Here is a 21,473-nt window from a genome sequence, read left to right on the forward strand (position 1 = left end):
CGTGGTTTAGGTGTAGAGCGAAAGTGGCTGGGATTCTCCGCGCAGGAAGTAGGCACCAACCTCGATCTTTTTGTAGTCCACCGGGTCATGCAACGAGTGGGTGCGCACATTGCGCCAGAACAAATCCAAGCCCACCGAGCTCGCGGCCGACGAGGATCCGGTGACCTCAAAGATGCGGTTGGCAACCTCAATAGCGGTTTCGGTGGACACCACCTTGGCCTCTGCAATCTCTACGGCGAGCGCCGCGCGTTCGGGCTGGGTCACCTCGCCTGCCTTGGAAAGTAGGGCATCAAATTTGCGCCCTAATTTTTCGGTCAACGCCGCCACCGCTGCGGTGCGCGCCTTAAGCTCTCCGATGGTGCGCTGGAAAATCGGATCTTGAGAGTAGGTTTCTGCCTGGGAGAACAGCCAAGCGTTTTTGCGTCCCAAGATGATCCGTTTGCCACGAGCCAGTGCGCCCTCGGCAATGCCTAAGTAGAAGTTCACAAAGGCTAGCTGGATTCCCGGAGTCAGTAGCGTGGACACCGGCTCTGCGGTGACCGGACCGAGGATATCTGAGGCCTGCACCTGTACATTGTGGAACTTCAGCGAGTTTGAGGCGCTCAGTCGTTGACCTAGGTAATCCCAGTCATCAAAAATTTCCAGACCTTCGCGGTCGCGCGGAATCACAAAGGCCAGCACCTCACCGGCGCGTTCACCCTCGGTGATTTCAGCATTCACAACGATGACTTCACCAACGCCGGAACCAGTGGAGAAACGCTTGCCACCGTTCAGGGTGAAGCCATCACCTAGGGGAACCAGCGTCAAGGTGGGATCAATCGGGTTGACCGAGTCGCCCCAGAGCCAGCCGCCCTCAACCGTGCGCTGCCACCACTGGCCTTGAGTTTCTGGGGCCGCGTAGAACGCAATGCCCGACTGGTTGATGTAGTGGTAGGCCAGCAACTGCCCGACCGAACCATCGGCGGCAGCAATAATGCGTACCGCTTCGAAGCCTGTTTCCCAGTGTCCTCCTGCTCCGCCAAACTCGGCAGGAACCAGCAGATCCAGTAGTCCGGCTTCACGCAGCAACTTCACCTCAGCGAATGGTTGCTCGTTTTTGCGGTCGCGTTCCAGTGCATCTACAGCCAGCTGGTCCGCCACATTCTGGGCGACTTTGCGCCAGCGATCAAGCTCGGCTTCATCGGCGGTTCCGATGTAGGGGACGCGTGGTAGTTGCGTACTTAGTACAGTCATCTTCGTTCTCCCTACTTGCTGCGGCGTCACGGAACCAGGTCTGTCAGCCGCTCTGGATGGTTTGTCCCTCCAGTGAAACATCGGCGAACCCACCGCGATAGAGCCCGCGTCACCTGCCGGAATATCGTCATGAAACGTCATGGTCGGGGCCCCAATCAGACCCAAAAACCGTCGCCGCATTTCGGCCTATGACTTCGTGTGAATCGGCGAGTATTTGACTATCCGTGGTGAAAATTTGGTGATGTCTTGGGTTTTGAGAAATATGACAACCGTATAGACTGAATACAAGCACACCGAAGGCAGAGAAATTCCATGGATTCATTCAGCACGCTCAGTTTGATGTTCGGTCTAGCTATCCTCGCGCTCACTGCGAGCATCTTGGCACCACGATCCGCCGATGGGCGACTCAAGCGAAATACCATGGTGGGCATCAGAACCCGCCATACCCTCTCCAGCGATGAAGCGTGGTTAGCTGCTCACCATCACGCTGCACCGATGCTTCGCGTAACGGCCTGGACCGGATGGATCCTCTTGGTCATTGCGGCTGTTTTTAGCCTGCTGAAGATTTTCCCCGCCGCTTTTGTCGTCGCTACTGCCGGCTTTATTGCATGCCTGGCACTTCTGCTCGTCGCGGGCTTCCGGGCCAACAACGTCGCCAAGCAGTACCCAACCGCCTAGAAGTTAAAAACCGCACCGCGCCTTCAACACCAAAGGGCAATGAAGGCGCGGTGCGTACGAAGCACTCGACAGGACCTTAGAGCAGCACGTCTTAAAGCAGCACAGCCCCAAGGATCCATACCGTCACAAAGGCGGCGGTACCCTGAATCGCCGTAGCAATACTGAGGGTCTTGTACGCGGTAATCACCGGAATCCGGCTGAGCTGCGAAACCACCCAGAAGTACGAGTCGTTGGCATGCGAAACTACCATCGCACCAGCGCCTACGGCCAGAACGCTAAGCACCATGCCCAGCTGGGAATCCAGACCCAAAGATGCGAGCATCGGCGCGACCAGCGCGGAAGTGGTCACCATGGAAACCGTGGACGATCCCTGCGCCGACTTCAGCGCCGCCGCAATCAGGAACGGCACCGCCAAGCCCAGACCAAGACCACTGAGAGAATCCGAAAGAATCGTGGTCAGTTTTGACGCGGCCAGCACAGCACCCAATGCTGCACCAGCACCGGTAATCAACAAGATGGGCGCAGCGGTGCGCACCGACTCATGCATCTGCTCATTGAAGTCTGCGAGCTTATTGTCCCCACGCAACAACAAGGTGGCCGAAAGCAGACCGAAGATCAACGCGATCACCGGGGTTCCAATAAATGACAGAAGCTCAACAAGCGTTCCCGCACCCAAGGGTTGCGAAGGTAATTTGGCGATCGACGCCGCACAGATCAGGATCAACGGCACCAGGATCGGCAAGAAGGCCAAAGCCGGGTGCGGCAGCTTGCCGAAGCTAGCGCGCAACTGTTCGTAGTCCAGATCAGCCAGGTCGTTTTCGTCTTCGGAAGGCAGTGGAGCCCAGGTGGACTTGTTAAACCGGCTGGCATAGGCCAGCCCGGCTAGAGCAGAAATTGCTGCCACTGGCAGACCTACCGCGATGATCAATCCGAGGTTATCGGCGATGCCAATACTTGCGGCCGCAGCCAGTGGTCCCGGAGTTGGCGGAACCATGGTGTGCGTCGCGTAAAGACCGGTCATCAGCGCCACCGACGTAGCCAGCGCGGAGACGCCGGTGCGCAGGGTGATGGCCTTGCGCAGCGAGTTGAGCACCACGTAGCCCGAGTCGCAGAAGACCGGAATCGAGACGATATAGCCGATGATCGTCAGCGTCAGATTAGGGAATTTTGTTCCCAACACCTTGATTAGTGCATCCGCCATGGAGATGGCTGCGCCGGATCGTTCCAGGATGATGCCGATCATCGTGCCAAAAAGAATCACCAGGCCGATGTTGCCCATGGTGCTACCAAAAGCGGTGGTGACCGTACTGGCTACTTCAGCCAAGGGGATCTTGTAGGCAAAGGCGGCAAGAATTGCGGCGCCAATCAGTGCAAGGAAGGGGCTGACTTTCCATCGTGCGGTCACCAGCACAATGGCGACCACAAGAATCAACAGAACAATAAGCTCGTACACGGTAGGTTGGCTCCTTTGCCAATATTGATAGTTCGTTGCTCACCAACGCGGCTCAAGCTTTGGTTACGCGATCACACGCAGTCGAAAACATTCGGTGCGACCGTGCTTAAAGAGCAACCATTGTGCCAATACTAGGAACCAGACAAAAAATAACCTATGGGCATGTGCCCAGAATTCATAGGGATCAAGGGGTGAAATGTGTGCGCGAGATCCAAAGATCAGCTCCTCGCTGGGCGCCAACTCGTGCATCTAGTCATTTATCGAGTTGTCCCGCAAACTTGGTTCTAATAAACGCTTTTAGTTTCAGGAGACGTCATGGCGATCAGCGCAAGTGAAGCCCGTAAGACCCTATTCTCCTTAATCGAGCGGGTTAATGCTGATCAAGAAGCTATCGAGATCGTCTCCCGTAAGGGCAACGCGGTGCTCATGCCCGCTGACGAATACGCGGCATGGCAAGAATCCGCGTATCTTTTTCACTCCCCCGGCAAACGCTCGCCGACTACTCGATTCCTATGAGCGAGTTCGCAACGGAGTACGGACCGAGCATGAACTGGACCGTTCTGACCTTGAGGACTAACGCGCCTCATACGAGTCAGGCCCGCTACCACTACTAAGGCGCTTGCCTGCAAGAACTCCGGCTAGAAGATTCGCAATTCATCCAGCGCGATCCGGGCATACACAGCATGCTGCAAACGTAGCGACTCAGCGGCCTGTCGAATCTCAACGCCCGTCACCTGGCCGATCCGTTCCAACCTTTGCACCAGCGTATTGCGGTGAATATGCAAGGATTCTGCTGCCTCGACCATGGAGGATGCGGCGACTACCACCAGCAGGGTTTTGGCCTGCTCTTGGTTCAGCACCTGCGCTTTGAGGGCCAGATACTTCAGGCTCCGTGCGGGCGTGCGCGCCACAGCTACGGCGATATCCTGATTCCAGATTGCCTGATGTCCGTGTTGCGGCAGTAGCCCCGGACGAGCCACCAAAGTACGCAACACTTCGGCCTGCGCCAATAGTTCCCCTGCGTCCGGAGCCTCCGGCCCGACAAGATAGCGATCATTAGCTTTCGGGGCGTCGACTGCCTCACCACCGGCTTTCCGAAGTCGCCAGTGAGCACCAAATAGCCCCACCCATGCGGTGCGTATCCCGTCGAGCGCAGGCTGCTCCAACTCAGGATCCTGTTCGCTGCGCGGTATCCACAGTTCAAGTTGCCATGGTGCGCGCAGCCCGTGTGTTTCTAGGGTTCGCTCGATTACTTCAGCGGCCACGTGTCCGGCGAGTAGAGCCGAAATAATGTCCCTGGCTTCGGCAGCCTTCCGAGCACTGTGCGAATGCTCGCGTTCCTGAGCGAAGAGCAACTGCACGGTTAAGGCAATCAGATCAGCCAGCGGTTCAACCTCATGTGGTGCGCCGGTCACGCCAACCACTCCGCACAACTGATCGTTCAATCGCAGCGGAAGGTTCACTCCCGGTTGGGTTCCAGCGGATTCATCAGCCTGAGTGACCCGAATGATTTCATTGCGACGGATCACCTGAACGCTGCCCTCGTGCAGCGTCCCAACCCGGGACGCATCACTGGAAGCGATGATAATCCCGTGCGCATTCATGATGTTCACATGGCGATTGATAGTTGGGGCAATGGTGTCGACAACCTTTTGCGCTAATGCACTGGCCAGTCGAGGTTGCTCCTTTTCGCTCATGGAATCATCCTAACCGTCCGCGCTCGCTCAAGGCCCGTGGGACCAATCAGGATTCAACCCAAAAACATCGGCACGCTTACTGCTATGAATTACTTCACCTTGCCCGCTCACAGTGCTAGTCTCGCCATAGTCAAGTATCGCGACGAAAGGTTCACCATGAGTTCGGCGATCAGTTACTTAACCGGAGGATTTCTGGTGGCACTACTGGTGACACTGAATATGACTTGGACTCAATACCTGCACGGCATTAGTGGCCCGATCGCCGTGACGCTGAGCTTGGTTGGCTTCCTGAGCTGCCTTTATGTTGCCACTCGGGCGACACCCCAGGCGCACCAGAGCTAATCAGATATAGCCCTGTCATGGCTTCCACCCAGCACGTTGCCGTCACCGGTTCGACCGGTGCGCTCGGCTCACTCCTTGCGCAAAATCTTGCCGACCTAGGCGTTGCACAACGACTCTTGGTCCGCGACCTTTCCCGCGCACCGCAACTTCCAGCAGCAACAGCCAGCACTTTCGACTATGCCAACCGTGATTTATGCAAAGATGCACTAGCTGGCATCGACGTGCTCTTCATGGTCTCCGCTCCGGAGAGTGATCACCGGATGGATCTGCACACCACTTTTATTGATGCGGCCGTAGCCGCCGGGGTGAAGCACATCGTTTATACCTCGTTTACCGCTGCGGCACCCGACGCGGAATTCACCTTGGCCCGCGAACACTACGCCACCGAAGAGTATCTGCGGGCTTCGGGACTGCGCTTCACCTTCTTGCGCGATAGCTTCTACCTAGATTTTTTGCCTGCGTTGGTAGGCGAAGATGGGGTGATCCGTGGGCCGGCCGGGACCGGACACTTCGCCCCGGTGGCCCGAGCCGACGTTGCACGCACCGCGGCAAAAATTCTCGCTTCGGCCTCCGAACATGCCAGCGCCACCTATGAGATGACCGGCCCGCAGTCCTTGAGCATGAGCGACGTCGCCCAGATTCTGCGCGAGGTGCGTGGCCAAGACATCACCTTCTACGACGAATCCATCAAAGAGGCTTACGCTTCGCGTGCCGAGTATGGCGCACCATCTTGGCAGCTGGACGCGTGGGTTAGCACCTATACGGCGATCTCCAGCAACACCATGGCCAAGGTCAGCGACCATATTGAAATCATCACCGGCACAGCGCCCATGTCTTTCGAGGACTATCTGCGCAAGTAGGTCCGCGCCAGACTAAAGGCCGTACGCTGAACCAACCCGAGCGTATCGGCCGAAAGTTCCGCCAGGCTCGCTGGCCCCGGAGCGATGGAATATGCGGCCAAGATGCCGGAGCTTTCCAGTTCATCATCGCTGAGCTGAACGGACCCGGCCACCACGATCACATCGGCATGTTCGCCGGCTGCTTGAAGCACGCCGGAAACTACCTTGCCGTTCAGGGACTGGCTATCCAGCCTGCCTTCACCGGTGAGCACCAGGTCGGCTGAGCCTAAAATTTCATGGGCATTCAGTACCTGTGCGACGAGCTCCCAGCCAGGAGTTAGCTCCACCGTGAAGTAGGAAGCCAAGCAGACCGCCAGCCCGCCGGCCGCACCCATGCCTGGATCCTGACGCAAATTTCGCCCGGTGTCCGCTTCAAGGACATCGGCCAAACGCTCCAGGCCTTGATCCAGCACCTGCACGTCGTTTTTGTCAGCTCCCTTTTGCGGGCCAAAAATCGCAGCCGCGCCCTGTGCACCAAGCAATGGATTGGTCACGTCGCAAGCAATCTGCCAGCGCACTTGGGTGGCTCGTGGATCAAGCCCGGAGGTATCAATCTTCGCCAGCTTGCCCAGCGCACCGCCACCTGCGGGTAATTGCTGCCCCTGTTCATCCAGGAATTTGGCACCCAGCGCACTGAGCAGCCCAGTTCCGCCGTCGGTAGTGGCCGAACCGCCGAGACACAAGATGATTTGTTGTACCCCAAGTTCAAGTGCGTGAGACACCAGCACACCTAGCCCATAGGTGCTTGTTTCAAGCGGCTTTCGTTCCACGTCGCTCACCTGTGGCAAGCCGGCGGCTTCGGCAGCTTCCACCACAGCGATCTTCTGATCTTTGGAAAGCCCAAGTCGCGAGGTGACCGGCCGACCAAGTGCGTCGGTGGTCTCTAGTGTGAGTGCTTCGGTGCCCCAGGTATCGATTAGTGCTTCTAGGGTTCCTTCGCCACCATCAGCAAAAGGAACAGCGTTGATATCAACCTTGCGCTTCAGGCTCTGCGCTCCCTTGGAAAATCCCTGCGCCAATGCAGTGGCCACATCGCCGGCCCGTGCACTGCCTTTAAAGGAATCGGGAACAATCGCTACCTGCAGGGCCTCGTCGGCCTCGGGTGCTGAATTCTGCTGAAGGTTCATGTTTCCCAGCTTAGGTAGCTTGCACGCACGAGACTATGGGCTGGTGACCGTATTTCTAGCCCACCAAACGCATCGGTTATGTGCACGGTGCCCAATCATCGCCAATGCGAAGCTGAGCCAAAGGATCGGCACAGAAAGCGTCGTTAGTGTAGAAATTACCTCATTGAAGGTGCGAGTGATGATCGTAAAAGTTCCCGTTGGATATTGCCCAACGGGAACTTTTCTTTAAGCTCTTTTCCCTAGTCCCGAATACCCGGACCGGATACATGGGCACTGCGCAGTGCATGCTTACTGCATCCACAGAGTGCACCCCTAGAGTAGTAATTACCTCATTGAAGGTGCGAGTGATGACGAAGAACTGGCCCTGTCGGTCTTGCGACAGGGCCACTTCTTTGCCCTTTTTGCGGCGGCGAAACGTCACTCACCGATTCACCTTCTGGTTGCCCGCCGTCTAGCCGGCGGTTTTCTTCAAAACTTCCTCGTAGATAGCATCATCGATCAACCCGTTATCGGCGGCTTCGGCAACCTCCTGCCAAGTTCCGTCCAGGCTCTCCTCGTACTCGCCGTACTCATTCGCCCAAGGGGTCAACTTGTAAGGCCGGTCGACCAGCTGACGCACCACTTCGGCGCGGTCAATAAATCCCGCCGCATACCGCTGGCACACCTCATACGGGCTTGCCGCGTTGAACTCGCCAACCACTGCCGGCACATCCTGGGCACCCTGCAACGCCTCCGCCACTGCAGGCTGAAACATCCCCAGTAACTTCGCTATCTCACGTTGGCTCATGACATCAGCGGCAGCTTTCAAAGTGCGCTTGTAATCCAGCGTGTCAACTTCCAAACGCTGCCGGACGTTCAAGAGCTGAGCTCGCAAATCATCCTGACCCGGACGCTCGATTTCTTGGCTCAAAACAACCTCACCTTATTTCATGTACTTAGCTGCGAGTTGATGTACTTGTTGCTCGAAGGAATACGAACGGCAAGGAAGAGTCCAATGGAACTGGCCCCGCCCAGCGCTACAAGTCCGCCAGCGATTAGTCCCAGCATGACACCGGGCGTCTGATAACCCATGATGTTCAATGCGACGAATGCTGTAGCGACGAGCAAGAAAAATAGAACGAAGCAACCTGCCATCGCCCGCAAAATAGTCGAATCAAACTTTTCGCGTCGCGCTAGTGCAACAGCTCGCAGGCCAAGGATTGCGATAACTTCCCAGCAGGCCATGGCAAAGATTCCCCAAATAATGGACGGCACCACGAGTGCTTGAACTTCCGGGAATGTCGTAGCTACAGTGCGAGCGGTCGTCGGTAGACCCCAAACCTGTAGAAATAAGGCAAGAACCAAAACGGCAATGAGTACGACAGTTAAACGTATTCCTGTACCTCGGCGCATGCTGGTCTCCTAGTTAGGTCACACTGGCGAGAACACTCATTGTAACCATGACAACTCGGGATACTCTGATACCCCTCGTGGGATCCATAGCGACCCAAAGAATCACACCCGAAGACAATGTGCAGTCCATGCTTATTCGACGCACAGAGAGCACCCCTAGAGTAGTAAGTACCTCATTGAAGGTGCGAGTGATGATCGAGAAGCCCCAGCCCTCCGGAGTATTCCGGTGGCTGGGGCTTCAAATTTAAGTAGTAGCCTCGCCCGGTGCGGTAACTTAGATAGGTCCCCACACGATTTATGCCGTGGGACGCCTAAGTGAATGGAGTCCCGGTGAGCACCGCGATCGCACAACTGACCCCGCTGCAACGCCAGTCGGTATGGCGCACCCTAAAATCCCCTCGGTTACTCAAAACCGAACTGCTCGCCGGTCTGGTGGTGTCCTTAGCCCTGATCCCCGAGGTCATCGCATTCACCGTGATCGCCGGGGTCGATCCGCGCGTGGGCATCTTTGCTTCCTTCACCATGTCCATAGTCATCGCCTTCACCGGCGGACGTCCGGCGATGATTTCTGCCGCCGCCGGAGCGGTGGCACTGGTGGTTGCCCCGCTGGTTCGCACCTATGGGGTGGAATATCTCTTTGCCACGGTGGTTCTGGCCGGCGTCATCCAAGTGACACTCGCCTTGTTGGGCGTGGCCAAACTGCTGCGTTTTATCCCCCGACAGGTGATGATCGGCTTTGTTAATGGTCTGGCCATCTCTATTTTCTGGGCACAGATGCCCGAGCTACGTAACGTGCCCTGGCAGGTGTATCCGCTGGTGATTCTCGGGGTGGCCATCGTTTGCTTCTTCCCTAAAATCACCAAGGCGGTGCCAGCTCCCCTGATCGCCATTGTGGTGCTCACCGCGATCACCATCTTCGCGCACGTAGTTGTCCCGACCGTGGGCGACAAGGGCGAGCTACCCGATTCGCTGCCGCTGCTGCATCTTCCTGGGGTGCCGCTGAACGTCGAAACCTTAAAGATCATCGCCCCGTATGCGATTGCCGTGGCCTTTGTTGGCCTGCTCGAATCCTTGCTCACCGCCAAGCTGGTGGACGACATTACCGACACCCCGTCAAGCAAAACCCGCGAGTCTTGGGCACAAGGCACGGCGAACATCATCACCGGATTTTTTGGAGGCATCTGCGGTTGCGCGATGATTGGCCAGACCATGGTGGGAGTTAAAGTTTCCGGCGGACGCACCCGCATCTCTACGGCCTTTGCCGGCATTTTTATGTTGCTGCTGGCGGTGTTGCTCGGAGACGTGGTGGCACAAATTCCGATGGCCGCACTGGTTGCGGTCATGATCGTGGTCTCAGCCACCACCTTTGACTGGCACAGCATCAAACCCAGCACACTGAAGTTGATGCCCAAGAGCGAAACCTTCGTCATGGCCATCACCGTGGTGCTCACCGTCGCCACCCACAATCTGGCTATTGGCGTTGGCGTGGGGACCCTTTGTGCGATGGTGCTCTTTGCCAACCGCGTGGCTCACCTAGTGTCCTTAGAACGAACACTCACCCAAGATAAGGCTGTATACAAGGTCAATGGTGAACTATTCTTCGCCTCTTCCAACGAGCTATACACACAGTTCTGTTATACCGAAGACCCACAAAAGATCGTTATCGATATGACAGAGTCTCACTTGTGGGATGCTTCAACTATTGCCGCAATAGATTCAATCCGCATGAAGTACCGGCGCTACGGCAAGGATGTAGAGATACGTGGCCTGAACGAAGCCAGCCAGAAAATGCAGGACCGGTTGAGCGGTAAGCTCCCTTAGTCCTGCCCTCCGGCGCGTTTCTCAAGTCCAAGGGACCTGTCGCGCTTTGAAATGTACATGTCACGATCGGCGCGCAAGATTAAGGTACTCAAGTTGTCCTCTCTACGCGCCTGCGAGACACCGAAGCTCCACGGGAAAGGGGATTTTTCCTGCAAGCGTTCCATCAGCACCCGCGCTTGGGTACGGGTGGTATTGCGAAATACGAGCACAAATTCGTCACCGCCCAAACGAGCGATTAGGTCACGCTGGCGACTCCCCAGTTCCAAATGCTGTACCAAATCTTTTAATGCCTGGTCCCCTGCCCCGTGGCCGCCCTGATCATTAATACTTTTGAAGTTGTCCATATCCAGCAGGGCCACGGAAACGGGTCTGCCATATCGCAGGCCCGAAACCAGTTCGGCTTCTCCACGTAGTGCAAGTCCGCGCCGATTGTATGCTCCGGTGAGCTCATCCACCTCGGCCTGATAGCGGAACCGGGTCTTCACATAACCACCGATCATGGAGGCGGCCCCGGTCAGAAGTACTAGGCTAACTACGTTCAACATCCCGCTCTGCTCTGTCATTACTGTTGCGTCCCCTAAGAAGTACGCCGCACAGAGTGTGCCCGCTAGCACCGGGTATATGGTCAATCGGACCAATACGGGAGGAAAGAGCCACGCGAGGTACAACGTGATCAACGGGAATTCTTGGAGTCGAAACAAGATCTGCTCGTAGTCACTCAAGAAGCCCACATGGACGACAAAGGCACCGAGTTCAATCAACGCTCCCAGGTAGCCAAGCCACAAGGGAAAACGATCCAACTTGATGTAGACCAGTAAAGTCACGACGATTGCCCCGACGAAACGGAGGTAGCCCAAGTATTCTCGGATCTGCGTCTCGAAATCGTAGGTCAAATTAATCAGGTAAAAGACTATGAAAAAACAGCCAATAAATCCGGTGACAGCAACTTCCGGCCGCCTGATTTTTCGCGCCCTTGGTGGCAAGAGCCCAAACCACCAGTCTTGATCGCGCTGCGCTCGTTGGTTCTTATTTACCCGCATCGCTGCACTCATACTTTCCCGCGGCTTCGTTAGAAACCACGTTTTCTTGTCCACACCGATGTAAGATTTGTTATTGTAGACCCGTTTCCTACGGCGACGAGACAATCCCTCTACTTCGGTGTGATCGGCGGATGATGAAATTTGCATTCCAGCCACTCATTGATCGGCAGCTCAACGCCCTCGTGGGTTTTGAGGCGTTGGCCAGGTTTGACGACGGTCGTTCCCCGGAGACGCATTTCGATGAGGCCCGCAGAGCTGGCAGTCTAGTTGAACTGGAGCTGCAGGCTCTAGAGCAGATCTTGGTAGCTAGTCGGGACATACCTGATGGGCTGATGCTGACGATGAATGCCTCCGGCCCGGCCATTGATGCTTTTTCCAAGCGGCGGCCGGTACTTGATCCTCGGTTGACATGGGGACTAGAACTTCATGAGCTGTCTGCTCCGGAACACTGTGCCAGGGCACGAATTAGCGCAGATGAAATCGGCTGTCTCCTTTTGGTCGACGATGCGGGCATCGGCTTCGCCACCAAGGACCGTATATCTAAGCTCAAACCGCACATTGTAAAGTTGGAACGAACATTGTTCACTCACTACGAGTCCTCGCCAATAGCGCGCAGTCACGTTGACGTTCTGCTCGCAGCAGCCCGAGATGCAGGGGCTAAGACCCTCGTTGAAGGCATCGAAACCACTCGGCATCTAGAACTAGCACAGCAGCTGGAATTTGATTACCTGCAAGGATACTACTTCGGTCACGGGATCCAGGCACCGCAGCTTCCCAGAGTAATGACGGACCTACGCCGGCGACTCGGGGTCAATATTCCGGGTTTCTGAGCGTCGTTCTCGTCCCCGCGAGTTACGAATCCGAATCACTGGCAGCAACTTCGTTAGCCCCAAAATCAAATACAACACGGTATTGATCGCTACGAATGATGCAAGTACCGCAAACCAATCACTGAGTAGAACACTCTCCGGCAGAATGATTCCACGGGGGATTTGGACAACGTAATGGATCATCGGGCATTTTCCTTCCGCTGAGTCCCGGCATGGTCAACGTGCTTCCAGTCTGCACTCTTGGCAAAGGCAATATCTCCCACACCCTTAAGGAAGGCGAGATCCAAGAAAGCGTCGTAGATTAGCTCCGGAATCACCAGCGCAGCGATGATCCTAGCTCTCCTTCCTCCGCGCCAAACGGTCACCACCCGTTCAATGGCAAAGAGCGCTCCGAGGAACATCCAAAAAGGGAACCATACCCATGTGTCCATGGAGAATAACATGATGATCATGAGCGCGAAATAGCTAAATAAAGCGATCACGCCGTATCCGATGCCAATTTGCTGTGCCCAGTACCGTGAGGTCTGCGGAGTGACCCCATACGCACCCAAGTTCTCCAAGGCACCTCGTTGCCAACGAAGCCGTTGGGCCCACAACATTTTCCAAGTTGGCATCAGTTCAGTGACCACCGTGCATCGCTCCGGTGACGTCGTTAGTGCACCGAGTGTTTTCAGTGCAATGGTCAATTCATTATCTTCGGTCAATGCCGCCGTATCGTAGACCTCGCCGTTGGTACCTGGAAGCATGGCCCCACGAGCAGCTGCGATTTCACGCAGGGCGGCGGCACGAAAGACGGATGCTGTTCCTGTCAGCACAAAGACTCGTCCATCACGACGCCCAATTTCGCGCTGGTAACGGGCATATTCATTGCGTTGGAACTGGCCGAGTAGACCATGCCCTTCTTCACCGTGAAAGAGTCCGCCCACGGCCATGAGGGCACGGTCCCAAGTAAGGCAATCCCGAGCTGTTGCCAGGAAATCCTGGCCGATCTGGCTATCGGCATCCATGACCATGACGCAGTCATTGTCGCCCATCTCAGGAAGAAGGGATTGCAGTGCCTGATTTAAGGCTCCGCCCTTCTTATGTCTGTTCTTTACTGTTTCGAAGACTTCAACCCCGTGCTGGGTTGCAACCTGCACCGTTGCGTCGGTGCAGTTGTCAGCTACCACGATGATGCGCGCAGGAATAAAACTCTGCTCGGCCAGGGCCTGCAATGTGTAAGGCAGAGAGGTTTCTTCATTGTGCGCAGGAATGAGCACGGTCACGGTCACTTCACCCGCGTGTACACCTCGGGTACGAGCCATAACGGCTTTGGGCGCCAGCGGGCGGCTTGACTTCTGAATAGGAGTTCGGCGATACCGCCAGGTAACAAAGCGTTCGCCCAATACCACCAGGAGCACCAGAATGACTGCGGCTGCAACAGCAAAAAGTAGAATACCCAAATCAGGTAGCTCAGTGCTGTAAAAAGTTGTCCATATGTGACCGATCCGGACCTGAACCGGATTCCACATGTGCACCGGCTTTCCGGTGGCGCTCAACGCCCACACCAAAAGCAAGGCCGCAACCACAACGATCACAATGACAGCAATACCGACTAAACGACTGAAGTGTTTTTGCAAATGTGCGCCCCGATCACGTGATGAATTTACTGACAACCACTGGCGCCATTGCGTCTCAGATTCATCGCTCTTGGTATTTTTGTCATGGAAAGTTACATTTCCAAAATAGCATGAATAAATTCGTAGGGCACGTTTCTTATGCCTAAGTCCACTACACCTAAAGAAATGCTTTTCTCAATGAATATTCAGGCCTTGCCTTACTAGCGCAGAAACACTTTGGCAGCATCTTCACGCAGCTGATTTTTGCGAATTTTGCCGGTGACCGTGGTGGGGAAATCTTCAACGATCTGCACATAGGCCGGAACTTTAAAGTGTGCCAATTGCCCCGCGCAGTATTCCCGCAGCGCATCAATATCCAGTGGTGTTCGTCCGGCTTTCATACGCAGGCAGGCGCACACTGCCTCGCCATATTTTTCATCGGGTACACCGATAACCTGCACGTCCTCGATATCCGGGTGCTGGTAGAGGAACTCCTCAATTTCGGCCGGGTAGATATTCTCGCCGCCGCGGATGATCATGTCCTTAATTCGGCCCACGATGGTGCAATAGCCGTCCTCGCGCATCACCGCCAGATCGCCGGTATGCATCCAGCCCTCATCGTCGATGGCCGCTTTGGTCTTTTCCTCATCCTGCCAGTAGCCGAGCATCACTGAATAACCTCGGGTGCAGTATTCGCCGGTTTCCCCGCGCTCAAGAGTTTCACCGGTGAGCGGATCGACCACCTTAATTTCCACATGTGGGTGCACCCGGCCGATGGTGGCCGTGCGACGTTCAAAGTCATCATCGCTGCGGGTCTGGCAGGAGACCGGACTGGTTTCGGTCATGCCGTAGGCAATGGATACCGCACTCATCCCCATATCCTCAACGCAGCGGCGCATCACTTCTACCGGGCAGATGGAGCCGGCCATAATTCCGGTGCGCAGCGCGGAGAGATCGTAGTTGGCAAAGTTGGGGTGGTTTTGCATGGCGATGAACATCGTGGGCACCCCGTACAGGCCGGTGCACTTTTCCTCTGCCACCACACGCAGGGTGGTTTCCGCGTCAAAGCCCGGGGCCGGAATGACCATGGTGACACCGCGCGAGGTGCAGCCCAGATTGCCCATCACCATGCCGAAGCAGTGATAAAACGGCACCGGAATGCACAGCCGGTCGTGCTCATCCAGGTTGATCATGCCGGTGACCTGATGGCCGTTATTCAAGATGTTCCGGTGGCTGAGCGTGACACCCTTCGGGTAGCCAGTGGTGCCCGAGGTGTACTGGATATTGATAGGGTCTTCGGGTTTGGTGGCGGCCAGTCGAGCAGCTAATTGTGCGTCCTGGACGCAAGCGCCCTCATCAAGTAGTTGTTGCCAATCGTCGGTATCCAGGTACACCACGCGTTCTAGTCCCGGAGTATCGGCGCGCGTTTGTTCTACGATGGCCCGGTAGTTGCTGGTCTTGAACTCGGTCGCGGCCACCAGCATCCGCAGCCCACTGTGGTTGACCGCGTAGGCGAATTCATGGGTGCGGTAGGCCGGGTTCACGTTCACCAAGATGACGCCAATCTTTGCCGTGGCATATTGGGTGAATACCCATTCGGCGCAGTTTGGTGCCCAGATTCCTACTCGGTCCCCCGGATTGAGTCCCGCGGCGATCATGCCCTTGGCTAGAGAGTTGATTTGATCATCCAGCTGCTGCCAGCTGAAGCGTCGCCCGCTACTAGATTCCACCAACGCCTCGGCATTGCCCAGACGGGCCACCGTGCGCTCAAAATTAGCGCCAATCGTCTCATCTAGTAGCTTCGGTTCGCTCTCGCCCTTGGCATAGGACTTCATCTGGACACCCTTCAACCTGTTCTAAATTGTGTACTGCGTCACATTTTAGACAATAGTCCGGGGCTATCAACCTGCCAACTATCAGCCAGCAGCCTTTTCAAGCAGCGCGCGAATCTTCTCTTCGGTGGCATCATCAAGTGAGGTGATCGTCCAAGCCACTGGGTGCATGTGTACGCCTTCTTCAAACGCCGGGTTCACTACTTCACCAAAACCAAAGACCACATATTCCTTGTCTGGCTTGATGTAGCAGACGTCCTTTCCGTCCTTAACGTAGAACGGCAGGCCCCAGCGAACGATTGGTTCCAGCGATGGAGCGCTCTGGCTAATCAGCTCGTGCAAACGCAGCGCAATCTGGCCATAAGGTGCTGGCGCCGAACCGAGTTTGTTGCGAACTGCCTCATCGCCCTTTTTACCAAAAATCATCGTCGTATCTCCTCTAAAGTCTTACCGAAAAAGCGCGGATCTTGCGCCGTCATCATGTGGCCATACCGTGACTTTTTGGCCACTACCTAACAATCCCATAACCATCGGCCCGAAGGCCATAAAACCGCGCAAATTCAGTCCAAACTGTCGGTGGGCAGCAGGAAAATTTAAGCATGACACATCCATATTTTGAACCCGATGACGATGATGAACATCGCCTACCGCTGGACCCGCCTGCCACACGCAGCGAGTCTCAATCAGACTCCTTCTTCACCGACCACCTAGAGCACCAGATGTTCTACGGACCAATGAAGGAACTAGTTGATGAGCTCTTCAACGCCGGTCCGCTCAACGGCCCTGGTGATGGTCTTGCTCGACTAGAGAAAGTTCAGAAGCTGGACAGCATGCTCTCCGCGGTCAGCGCCGCAATCATGGCCGACAGTGTGGAACAGGTTGCTCAAGCTTTCGCCGAGGACACCGTCACCAAACCCCACTTTGAAACCGAGCAGGAACGACGCGAACGGCTCAGCGCGAACTACTACCGCGTTGATCCAACCAGTGACCAGGTCATCACCTCCAACTTTGTCGCTGAAGCTGCGATCGCGCTTCGAGAAACAACCGAAAAGACTCGCGGGCGCATGTTCACGGCCAAAGGGTTGCGTCACGTTTGCCCAGAAACCCTTCAGGCCTTGGCCGCTGGACAGATCACTGCGGCCGCAGCGCGGGCCATGGTGAAGTATTCGCAGGACCTGACCCAGGAACAGATCAACCTGATGCAGGAGAATCTGTTGCCCATTGCGGCTACCGCTAGTGATGAGACCATCACGCAGCGCATCCGCCGGTTCCATGATCAGGTCCGCCCGGAGTCTGCGGACGCTCGCCACAAGAAAGCCGCGGATGCCAGAAAGGTAAGTAGCTGGGATCTGCAGGATGGGATGTCCGCGTTGAAGCTCGTGGCACCAAGCGTCAATGTGAAGTCCATAGTGAACACGCTCAAGTACGAGGCCACCTTGCATAACGATCCCGAAGACACCCGCACTCAAGCACAGCTAGAAGCAGACATCTTCTGTGATGCGCTGATCAATGGATGGCCCACCACCAATGGCACACCGCTCAAGCCTCGGGTAGTCGTCACGATCCCTGCCCTGCAGATGATTGCCAATCCAGACCGCGCCCTGGCGGACTTGGAAGGGTACGGGCCGATCCCCATGGGTGCGGCATTACAAATTGCCAAGGATGCTCCATCCATCATTCCGATGCTCACCGATCCATTCAGCGGAGCCGTGATGGATGTTGGCCGCAAACGCTACAAGCCCACTCGGGTGCTCAAGGAATTCCTCCGCGCTCGCGACCAGCACTGCTGCTACCCCGGATGCCGACGCACCGCAGATAACTCCGAAGTTGATCACGTCGATGCCTGGGAAACCGGCGGACACACCAACCGTGCCAACACCGAATTACTGTGCAAGCAGCACCAGATGTTCAAGCACGCTTTGGGCTGGAAGGTCATCAACCGCCCCGACGGTTCTAAGTGCTGGCGCACACCGCACGGCCTAAATTCCCTCGTCGTTCCCGGCAGCGTAGACAATGTTCAGCACTTTGAGCACGCCAATGATCGCTGCCCCGAACGCAAGGTCCATTTGACCCCGGCAACGCTACGCGTGCTGGGCCACCCCACCACGGTGAGCGGTGGCGACGTAAGAATCACGATTGACGACCCCAACAATGATCCGCCCGGACAGCATCCGGACGCGGCCTAAGCGTCACACCCCATCGAGGGGTGTGCAGTGACGGAAGTTTTCCGTCATCACGATTGACCCAGATCTCCCATACGACCCGAGAATGCAGAAGTATCAGGAAAGAAAACGGTACTTGCTGCAAATTGTGCTGTGTCCAAAGCCTTCACTCGTTGAGTTCAGTGAGTGCGTCGAGCACGGGTGACGGAAATTTTCCGTCAGTGAACGAGAGCTAGAGGATCCTCCTCAAACAGCTATCGCTGTCCTGACCGGCCAGAGTATCCTGTTGCTACAACCACTGGCACCAACTAGAGCAGGTCACCTCATGAGTGACGAGCAAACTGAAAATTCGACACCGCCCGACAACGCAACGCGCGTGGTGCCGGCCGATGGTCAGCGTAGTTTTATGCATATTCTGATCAACACCGCGATCGCCAACTTCAGCACAAGCTTCCTGTGGTTTGCACTGACGTTCTGGGTTTATCTCGAAACTCAAAACGTGATGGCTACCGGCATTATTGGCGGTGCGTTCATGTTGCTGATTTCCGTGTTCTCCATGGTTTTCGGCACCATCGTGGACAACCACCGCAAGAAGTCCGTGTTTGTATTCTCGGCGATGATCACCGCAGTCACGTTCAGCTTGGCCGGACTAATCTATCTTTGGTTACCTACAAAGGACATCCTGAATGTCGGCGGATGGCAGTTCTGGCTCTTTTGCCTGGTGATCCTCTTTGGGGCCATCGTTGAACAGATGCGTGGCATCGCTCTGTCCACAACGGTCACGCTGCTGATACCCCAAGAACGTCATGCCAACGCCAATGGTCTGGTTGGCACGGTGCAGGGCATCGCGTTTATCATCACCAGCGTTTTTAGTGGTCTTGCCATCGGCTGGTTGGGGATGGGGTGGACGTTGGTCATTTCCATCGTGATGGTGGTGCTGACCATGCTGCACTTGGTGGGGATCTCGATTCCGGAAGAGGAACCTGAAAAGGAAGAAGGCCGCACCAAAACCAGCGATCTGCGTCTCGGATTCACCACGGTGATGGCCATCCCAGGGTTGTTCGCGCTGATTATCTTCTCGATGTTTAACAACTTCATCGGCGGCACATATATGGCGTTGATGGATCCCTACGGGTTGACCATCATGTCCGTCCAGTCGTGGGGATTGACCTTTGGATTAGCTTCCACCGGGTTCATTGTTGGCGGTTTGTTGATTGCCAAATTCGGATTGGGCAAAAACCCGATTCGCACCATGCTCTGGCTGGTAGCAGCGATGGGTCTACTGGGCGCAACATTCACGATTCGCGAATGGACGTGGCTCTACATCGTGGGAATCTGGCTGTACATGATGCTCATTCCAGCCGTTGAAGCCTCGGAACAAACAGTGATACAAAAAGTGGTGATTTTCCGCAGGCAGGGTCGAGTCTTCGGCTTTGCCCAGATGATGGAGGCCGCGGCCGCGCCGATTACCGCATTCCTCATTGCACCGCTGGCGCAGTATTGGATCATCCCGTACATGCGTAGCGACGAGGGAACTACGCAACTGGGGTGGTTGCTCGGCGACGGTCAGGCCCGTGGCATTGCCTTGATCTTCCTTGTCGGAGGGCTGATCATGATCTTGGTGGCATTCTTAGCTATGGGCACCAAGCAGTACCGTAAGCTCTCCACAATTTTCCAAGCAGAAGAGCCCACAACACTTCAGGAGCAAGAACTTGGCAACAACCCAGAAGACCCTTCCCACCGACGTTGATGTCCACGAGTTCATCGCGGCGGCCACCCCGGCAAAGCGTCGGGTAGATGGTGAAGAGCTGGAGCGAATTTTCAGTGAGGTCACCGGCGAGACTCCGGTGATGTGGGGGCCGAGCATTGTCGGCTACGGAACGTACACCTACGTTTCGCCGTCCAACCCAAAAAATACTGGCCTCTGGCCTAAAACCGGGTTCTCTCCACGCAAGGCGCAGCTATCCATTTATGGGCTCAAAGATATGCCCGAAGGCGCCGCACTCCTGGAACAACTGGGTAAATACACCGAAGGTATGGGGTGTGTGTACGTGCGCAAACTAGAGGATATCGACCTTGAGGTGCTTAAAAAACTGATCGCCATCGCCGCTGCACGCCCGGATCAAACTGCGGGCTAAAGCGGGGACGGCGACCGGTGTTATTCGGCTTCTTCGAAGAAGGTTTCCACCTCGGTAATACCGGCGGAGATTACTGGCACCAGGCGTTCGTCGATGCTGTAGTTATCACCATCCTTGGTCAGTAGTCCGTAGTTAGCCAGTGATTCCATGGCAGCCTGGGCTTCGGGCAGAACCGCGTCGTAAATCTTCGGTCCCACATTGCGGCGCAGGCCTTCAAGGTCGCCATCGCGTCCGGTAGAGGCGGTAACCAGCAGGTTGCGCAGCACCAGGTAGTGGGCCTCATCGCGCAGGGTGACGTCGAAGGCGGGGTTCAGGTGGGCCTGGACTGCGCCGACGGCCATCTCGAAGAGCAGCTGAGCGCTGCCGGCTTCAGCACCGTCCACCACCAGGTCGTAGGACTCTTCATCCAAGGTCATGACCGGGCCGTCGTAGGTGACGACGGACAGTCGAGCTGCGCCCCAAACATAGGTGAAGGCCAGCGGTGCTGGCTCACCATTGTCAAAGGTCTCCGGATCCACGCCAACTGCGCGCAGCACACGGGCGCGTGCCGCGGTGGACTCTTCGCTGCTATCGCTCATGTCCACCCCGTCACCCAGGGCCAGCGCGAAGGCTTTAACCTGCTTAAACAGTTCGGTGGCACGCAGCAGTTCGCAGATTTCCGCGTCGCTTTCGGCAAAGCCATCAAGGGTGTCCTCGAGCATTTCGCGCAGGGCCTGGAAGTTCTCTGCTTCACCCTCCCAGAGCTTGTTCTCTTCAACAAAGCTGAGGTAGTCCAGCCAAGCGCTGAAGATTGGTTCCGGCGCCACTGCGTCGTCCAGGGACACCAGGTACTCGGCCAGGGTCTCGCCAAAGAGGTCAACGTCGATGTTGTGCAGGTTGGAACTGTTGGCGCGCTGCGCGTATTCGCCGCCTACGGCTCCAACTACGTTGAGCTGGATGGACGCGGCGGTGGCGGCATCTTCTGGGGAGAAGGCCGGGACCGCGGTGGTGACCCAAGCGGTGTATGGCGCACGCAAGGATTCCAGATACTGCTCTACCTGAATGCGGTAAACGCTACGTCCTCGTGGTGCGGATTTTGCAGGGTTTCCTGCGCCGGAGTTCTTCTTACCTTGACGCTTTTTGCTGCCCATGAGTGATCCTTCGAGTTAGCGATACTGGTCTCGGTCTCAAGACTACGGTGCACCTACGATTTGCGGTAACCCACGCGCCACCATTGACCTGCCTGCGGTAA

General features: G+C 56.1%; 18 protein-coding genes and 1 pseudogene. 8 read left to right on the forward strand and 11 right to left on the reverse strand.

Annotation, left to right across the window (positions count from 1 at the left end; translation table 11 throughout):
* Positions 1 to 6: 6 nt before the first annotated feature.
* On the reverse strand, positions 7 to 1,233 hold the full coding sequence (locus tag AC1Z3F_RS13085; protein ID WP_483565972.1) for an acyl-CoA dehydrogenase family protein: 1,227 nt from the start codon (positions 1,231 to 1,233) through the stop codon (positions 7 to 9).
* 312 nt (positions 1,234 to 1,545) lie between these two features.
* On the opposite strand from AC1Z3F_RS13085, the gene AC1Z3F_RS13090 reads away from it, so the two are divergent.
* On the forward strand, positions 1,546 to 1,911 hold the full coding sequence (locus tag AC1Z3F_RS13090) for an SdpI family protein (protein ID WP_131089489.1): 366 nt from the start codon (positions 1,546 to 1,548) through the stop codon (positions 1,909 to 1,911).
* Positions 1,912 to 2,002: 91 nt separating this feature from the next.
* Here the strand turns inward: AC1Z3F_RS13090 and AC1Z3F_RS13095 are convergent, their stop codons facing one another.
* Positions 2,003 to 3,364 (reverse strand): GntP family permease, encoded by a 1,362-nt coding sequence (locus tag AC1Z3F_RS13095; RefSeq protein WP_483565973.1) that lies wholly within the window; start codon positions 3,362 to 3,364, stop codon positions 2,003 to 2,005.
* Between the two features lie 315 nt (positions 3,365 to 3,679).
* Between AC1Z3F_RS13095 and AC1Z3F_RS13100 the strand changes: the two are divergent.
* A pseudogene (locus tag AC1Z3F_RS13100) lies at positions 3,680 to 3,941 on the forward strand (type II toxin-antitoxin system Phd/YefM family antitoxin).
* 61 nt (positions 3,942 to 4,002) lie between these two features.
* Here AC1Z3F_RS13100 and AC1Z3F_RS13105 read toward each other — a convergent pair.
* The gene (locus AC1Z3F_RS13105; RefSeq protein ID WP_483565974.1) at positions 4,003 to 5,061 is read right to left on the reverse strand and encodes a sugar diacid recognition domain-containing protein; all 1,059 of its coding nucleotides are present in this window, start codon (positions 5,059 to 5,061) and stop codon (positions 4,003 to 4,005) included.
* A 359-nt stretch (positions 5,062 to 5,420) separates the two neighbouring features.
* On the opposite strand from AC1Z3F_RS13105, the gene AC1Z3F_RS13110 reads away from it, so the two are divergent.
* On the forward strand, positions 5,421 to 6,263 hold the full coding sequence (locus AC1Z3F_RS13110) for an SDR family oxidoreductase (RefSeq protein WP_483565975.1): 843 nt from the start codon (positions 5,421 to 5,423) through the stop codon (positions 6,261 to 6,263).
* Here the strand turns inward: AC1Z3F_RS13110 and AC1Z3F_RS13115 are convergent.
* From AC1Z3F_RS13115 to AC1Z3F_RS13125, 3 genes are all read right to left on the reverse strand, one after another.
* Complete coding sequence (locus tag AC1Z3F_RS13115; RefSeq protein ID WP_483565976.1) at positions 6,248 to 7,429, reverse strand: glycerate kinase; 1,182 nt, start codon at positions 7,427 to 7,429, stop codon at positions 6,248 to 6,250. The two genes, AC1Z3F_RS13110 and AC1Z3F_RS13115, sit on opposite strands and share 16 nt — an antisense overlap.
* A 451-nt stretch (positions 7,430 to 7,880) precedes the next feature.
* Positions 7,881 to 8,339: a hypothetical protein gene (locus AC1Z3F_RS13120; protein ID WP_483565977.1), complete on the reverse strand. Its 459-nt coding sequence runs from the start codon at positions 8,337 to 8,339 to the stop codon at positions 7,881 to 7,883.
* 17 nt (positions 8,340 to 8,356) lie between these two features.
* Positions 8,357 to 8,821 (reverse strand): DUF2975 domain-containing protein, encoded by a 465-nt coding sequence (locus AC1Z3F_RS13125; protein WP_483565978.1) that lies wholly within the window; start codon positions 8,819 to 8,821, stop codon positions 8,357 to 8,359.
* 330 nt (positions 8,822 to 9,151) lie between these two features.
* Between AC1Z3F_RS13125 and AC1Z3F_RS13130 the strand changes: the two genes are divergently transcribed.
* Positions 9,152 to 10,642: a SulP family inorganic anion transporter gene (locus AC1Z3F_RS13130; protein WP_483565979.1), complete on the forward strand. Its 1,491-nt coding sequence runs from the start codon at positions 9,152 to 9,154 to the stop codon at positions 10,640 to 10,642.
* Here AC1Z3F_RS13130 and AC1Z3F_RS13135 read toward each other — a convergent pair.
* The gene (locus AC1Z3F_RS13135; protein ID WP_483565980.1) at positions 10,639 to 11,829 is read right to left on the reverse strand and encodes a GGDEF domain-containing protein; all 1,191 of its coding nucleotides are present in this window, start codon (positions 11,827 to 11,829) and stop codon (positions 10,639 to 10,641) included. The two genes, AC1Z3F_RS13130 and AC1Z3F_RS13135, sit on opposite strands and share 4 nt — an antisense overlap.
* Between AC1Z3F_RS13135 and AC1Z3F_RS13140 the strand changes: the two genes are divergently transcribed.
* A complete protein-coding gene (locus tag AC1Z3F_RS13140; RefSeq protein WP_483565981.1) occupies positions 11,814 to 12,512 on the forward strand; it encodes an EAL domain-containing protein in 699 nt (232 codons plus the stop codon). The two genes, AC1Z3F_RS13135 and AC1Z3F_RS13140, sit on opposite strands and share 16 nt — an antisense overlap.
* 179 nt (positions 12,513 to 12,691) lie before the next feature.
* Here AC1Z3F_RS13140 and AC1Z3F_RS13145 read toward each other — a convergent pair whose 3' ends face one another.
* From AC1Z3F_RS13145 to AC1Z3F_RS13155, 3 genes are all read right to left on the reverse strand, one after another.
* The gene (locus AC1Z3F_RS13145) at positions 12,692 to 14,089 is read right to left on the reverse strand and encodes a glycosyltransferase family 2 protein (protein WP_483565982.1); all 1,398 of its coding nucleotides are present in this window, start codon (positions 14,087 to 14,089) and stop codon (positions 12,692 to 12,694) included.
* A gap of 242 nt (positions 14,090 to 14,331) precedes the next feature.
* Positions 14,332 to 15,945 carry an AMP-binding protein gene (locus tag AC1Z3F_RS13150; protein ID WP_483565983.1) on the reverse strand — a complete coding sequence of 538 codons (1,614 nt, stop codon included), beginning with the start codon at positions 15,943 to 15,945 and terminating at the stop codon, positions 14,332 to 14,334.
* 81 nt (positions 15,946 to 16,026) lie between these two features.
* Complete coding sequence (locus AC1Z3F_RS13155; RefSeq protein WP_483565984.1) at positions 16,027 to 16,368, reverse strand: DUF1801 domain-containing protein; 342 nt, start codon at positions 16,366 to 16,368, stop codon at positions 16,027 to 16,029.
* 173 nt (positions 16,369 to 16,541) lie between these two features.
* On the opposite strand from AC1Z3F_RS13155, the gene AC1Z3F_RS13160 reads away from it, so the two are divergent.
* From AC1Z3F_RS13160 to AC1Z3F_RS13170, 3 genes are all read left to right on the forward strand, one after another.
* A complete protein-coding gene (locus AC1Z3F_RS13160; RefSeq protein ID WP_483565985.1) occupies positions 16,542 to 18,128 on the forward strand; it encodes an HNH endonuclease in 1,587 nt (528 codons plus the stop codon).
* Between the two features lie 301 nt (positions 18,129 to 18,429).
* Positions 18,430 to 19,854, forward strand: a complete 1,425-nt coding sequence (locus tag AC1Z3F_RS13165; protein WP_483565986.1) for an MFS transporter — start codon at positions 18,430 to 18,432, stop codon at positions 19,852 to 19,854.
* On the forward strand, positions 19,817 to 20,242 hold the full coding sequence (locus AC1Z3F_RS13170) for a DUF1801 domain-containing protein (RefSeq protein WP_483565987.1): 426 nt from the start codon (positions 19,817 to 19,819) through the stop codon (positions 20,240 to 20,242). The genes AC1Z3F_RS13165 and AC1Z3F_RS13170 overlap by 38 nt, the downstream gene beginning before the upstream one ends.
* A 20-nt stretch (positions 20,243 to 20,262) precedes the next feature.
* Here AC1Z3F_RS13170 and AC1Z3F_RS13175 read toward each other — a convergent pair whose 3' ends face one another.
* Positions 20,263 to 21,372: a hypothetical protein gene (locus tag AC1Z3F_RS13175; RefSeq protein ID WP_483565988.1), complete on the reverse strand. Its 1,110-nt coding sequence runs from the start codon at positions 21,370 to 21,372 to the stop codon at positions 20,263 to 20,265.
* Between the last annotated feature and the right edge of the window lie 101 nt (positions 21,373 to 21,473).

It is taken from the genome of Glutamicibacter sp. MOO4, assembly GCF_056934395.1.

Coding starts and splice junctions, on each gene's coding strand:
- AC1Z3F_RS13090 (WP_131089489.1), top strand. CDS start 1,546: ATGGATTCATTCAGCACGCTCAGTTTGATGTTCGGTCTAGCTATCCTC.
- AC1Z3F_RS13160 (WP_483565985.1), top strand. CDS start 16,542: ATGACACATCCATATTTTGAACCCGATGACGATGATGAACATCGCCTA.
- AC1Z3F_RS13165 (WP_483565986.1), top strand. CDS start 18,430: ATGAGTGACGAGCAAACTGAAAATTCGACACCGCCCGACAACGCAACG.
- AC1Z3F_RS13155 (WP_483565984.1), bottom strand. CDS start 16,368: ATGATTTTTGGTAAAAAGGGCGATGAGGCAGTTCGCAACAAACTCGGT.
- AC1Z3F_RS13140 (WP_483565981.1), top strand. CDS start 11,814: ATGATGAAATTTGCATTCCAGCCACTCATTGATCGGCAGCTCAACGCC.
- AC1Z3F_RS13135 (WP_483565980.1), bottom strand. CDS start 11,829: ATGCAAATTTCATCATCCGCCGATCACACCGAAGTAGAGGGATTGTCT.
- AC1Z3F_RS13150 (WP_483565983.1), bottom strand. CDS start 15,945: ATGAAGTCCTATGCCAAGGGCGAGAGCGAACCGAAGCTACTAGATGAG.
- AC1Z3F_RS13125 (WP_483565978.1), bottom strand. CDS start 8,821: ATGCGCCGAGGTACAGGAATACGTTTAACTGTCGTACTCATTGCCGTT.
- AC1Z3F_RS13175 (WP_483565988.1), bottom strand. CDS start 21,372: ATGGGCAGCAAAAAGCGTCAAGGTAAGAAGAACTCCGGCGCAGGAAAC.
- AC1Z3F_RS13115 (WP_483565976.1), bottom strand. CDS start 7,429: ATGAACCTTCAGCAGAATTCAGCACCCGAGGCCGACGAGGCCCTGCAG.
- AC1Z3F_RS13105 (WP_483565974.1), bottom strand. CDS start 5,061: ATGAGCGAAAAGGAGCAACCTCGACTGGCCAGTGCATTAGCGCAAAAG.
- AC1Z3F_RS13085 (WP_483565972.1), bottom strand. CDS start 1,233: ATGACTGTACTAAGTACGCAACTACCACGCGTCCCCTACATCGGAACC.
- AC1Z3F_RS13110 (WP_483565975.1), top strand. CDS start 5,421: ATGGCTTCCACCCAGCACGTTGCCGTCACCGGTTCGACCGGTGCGCTC.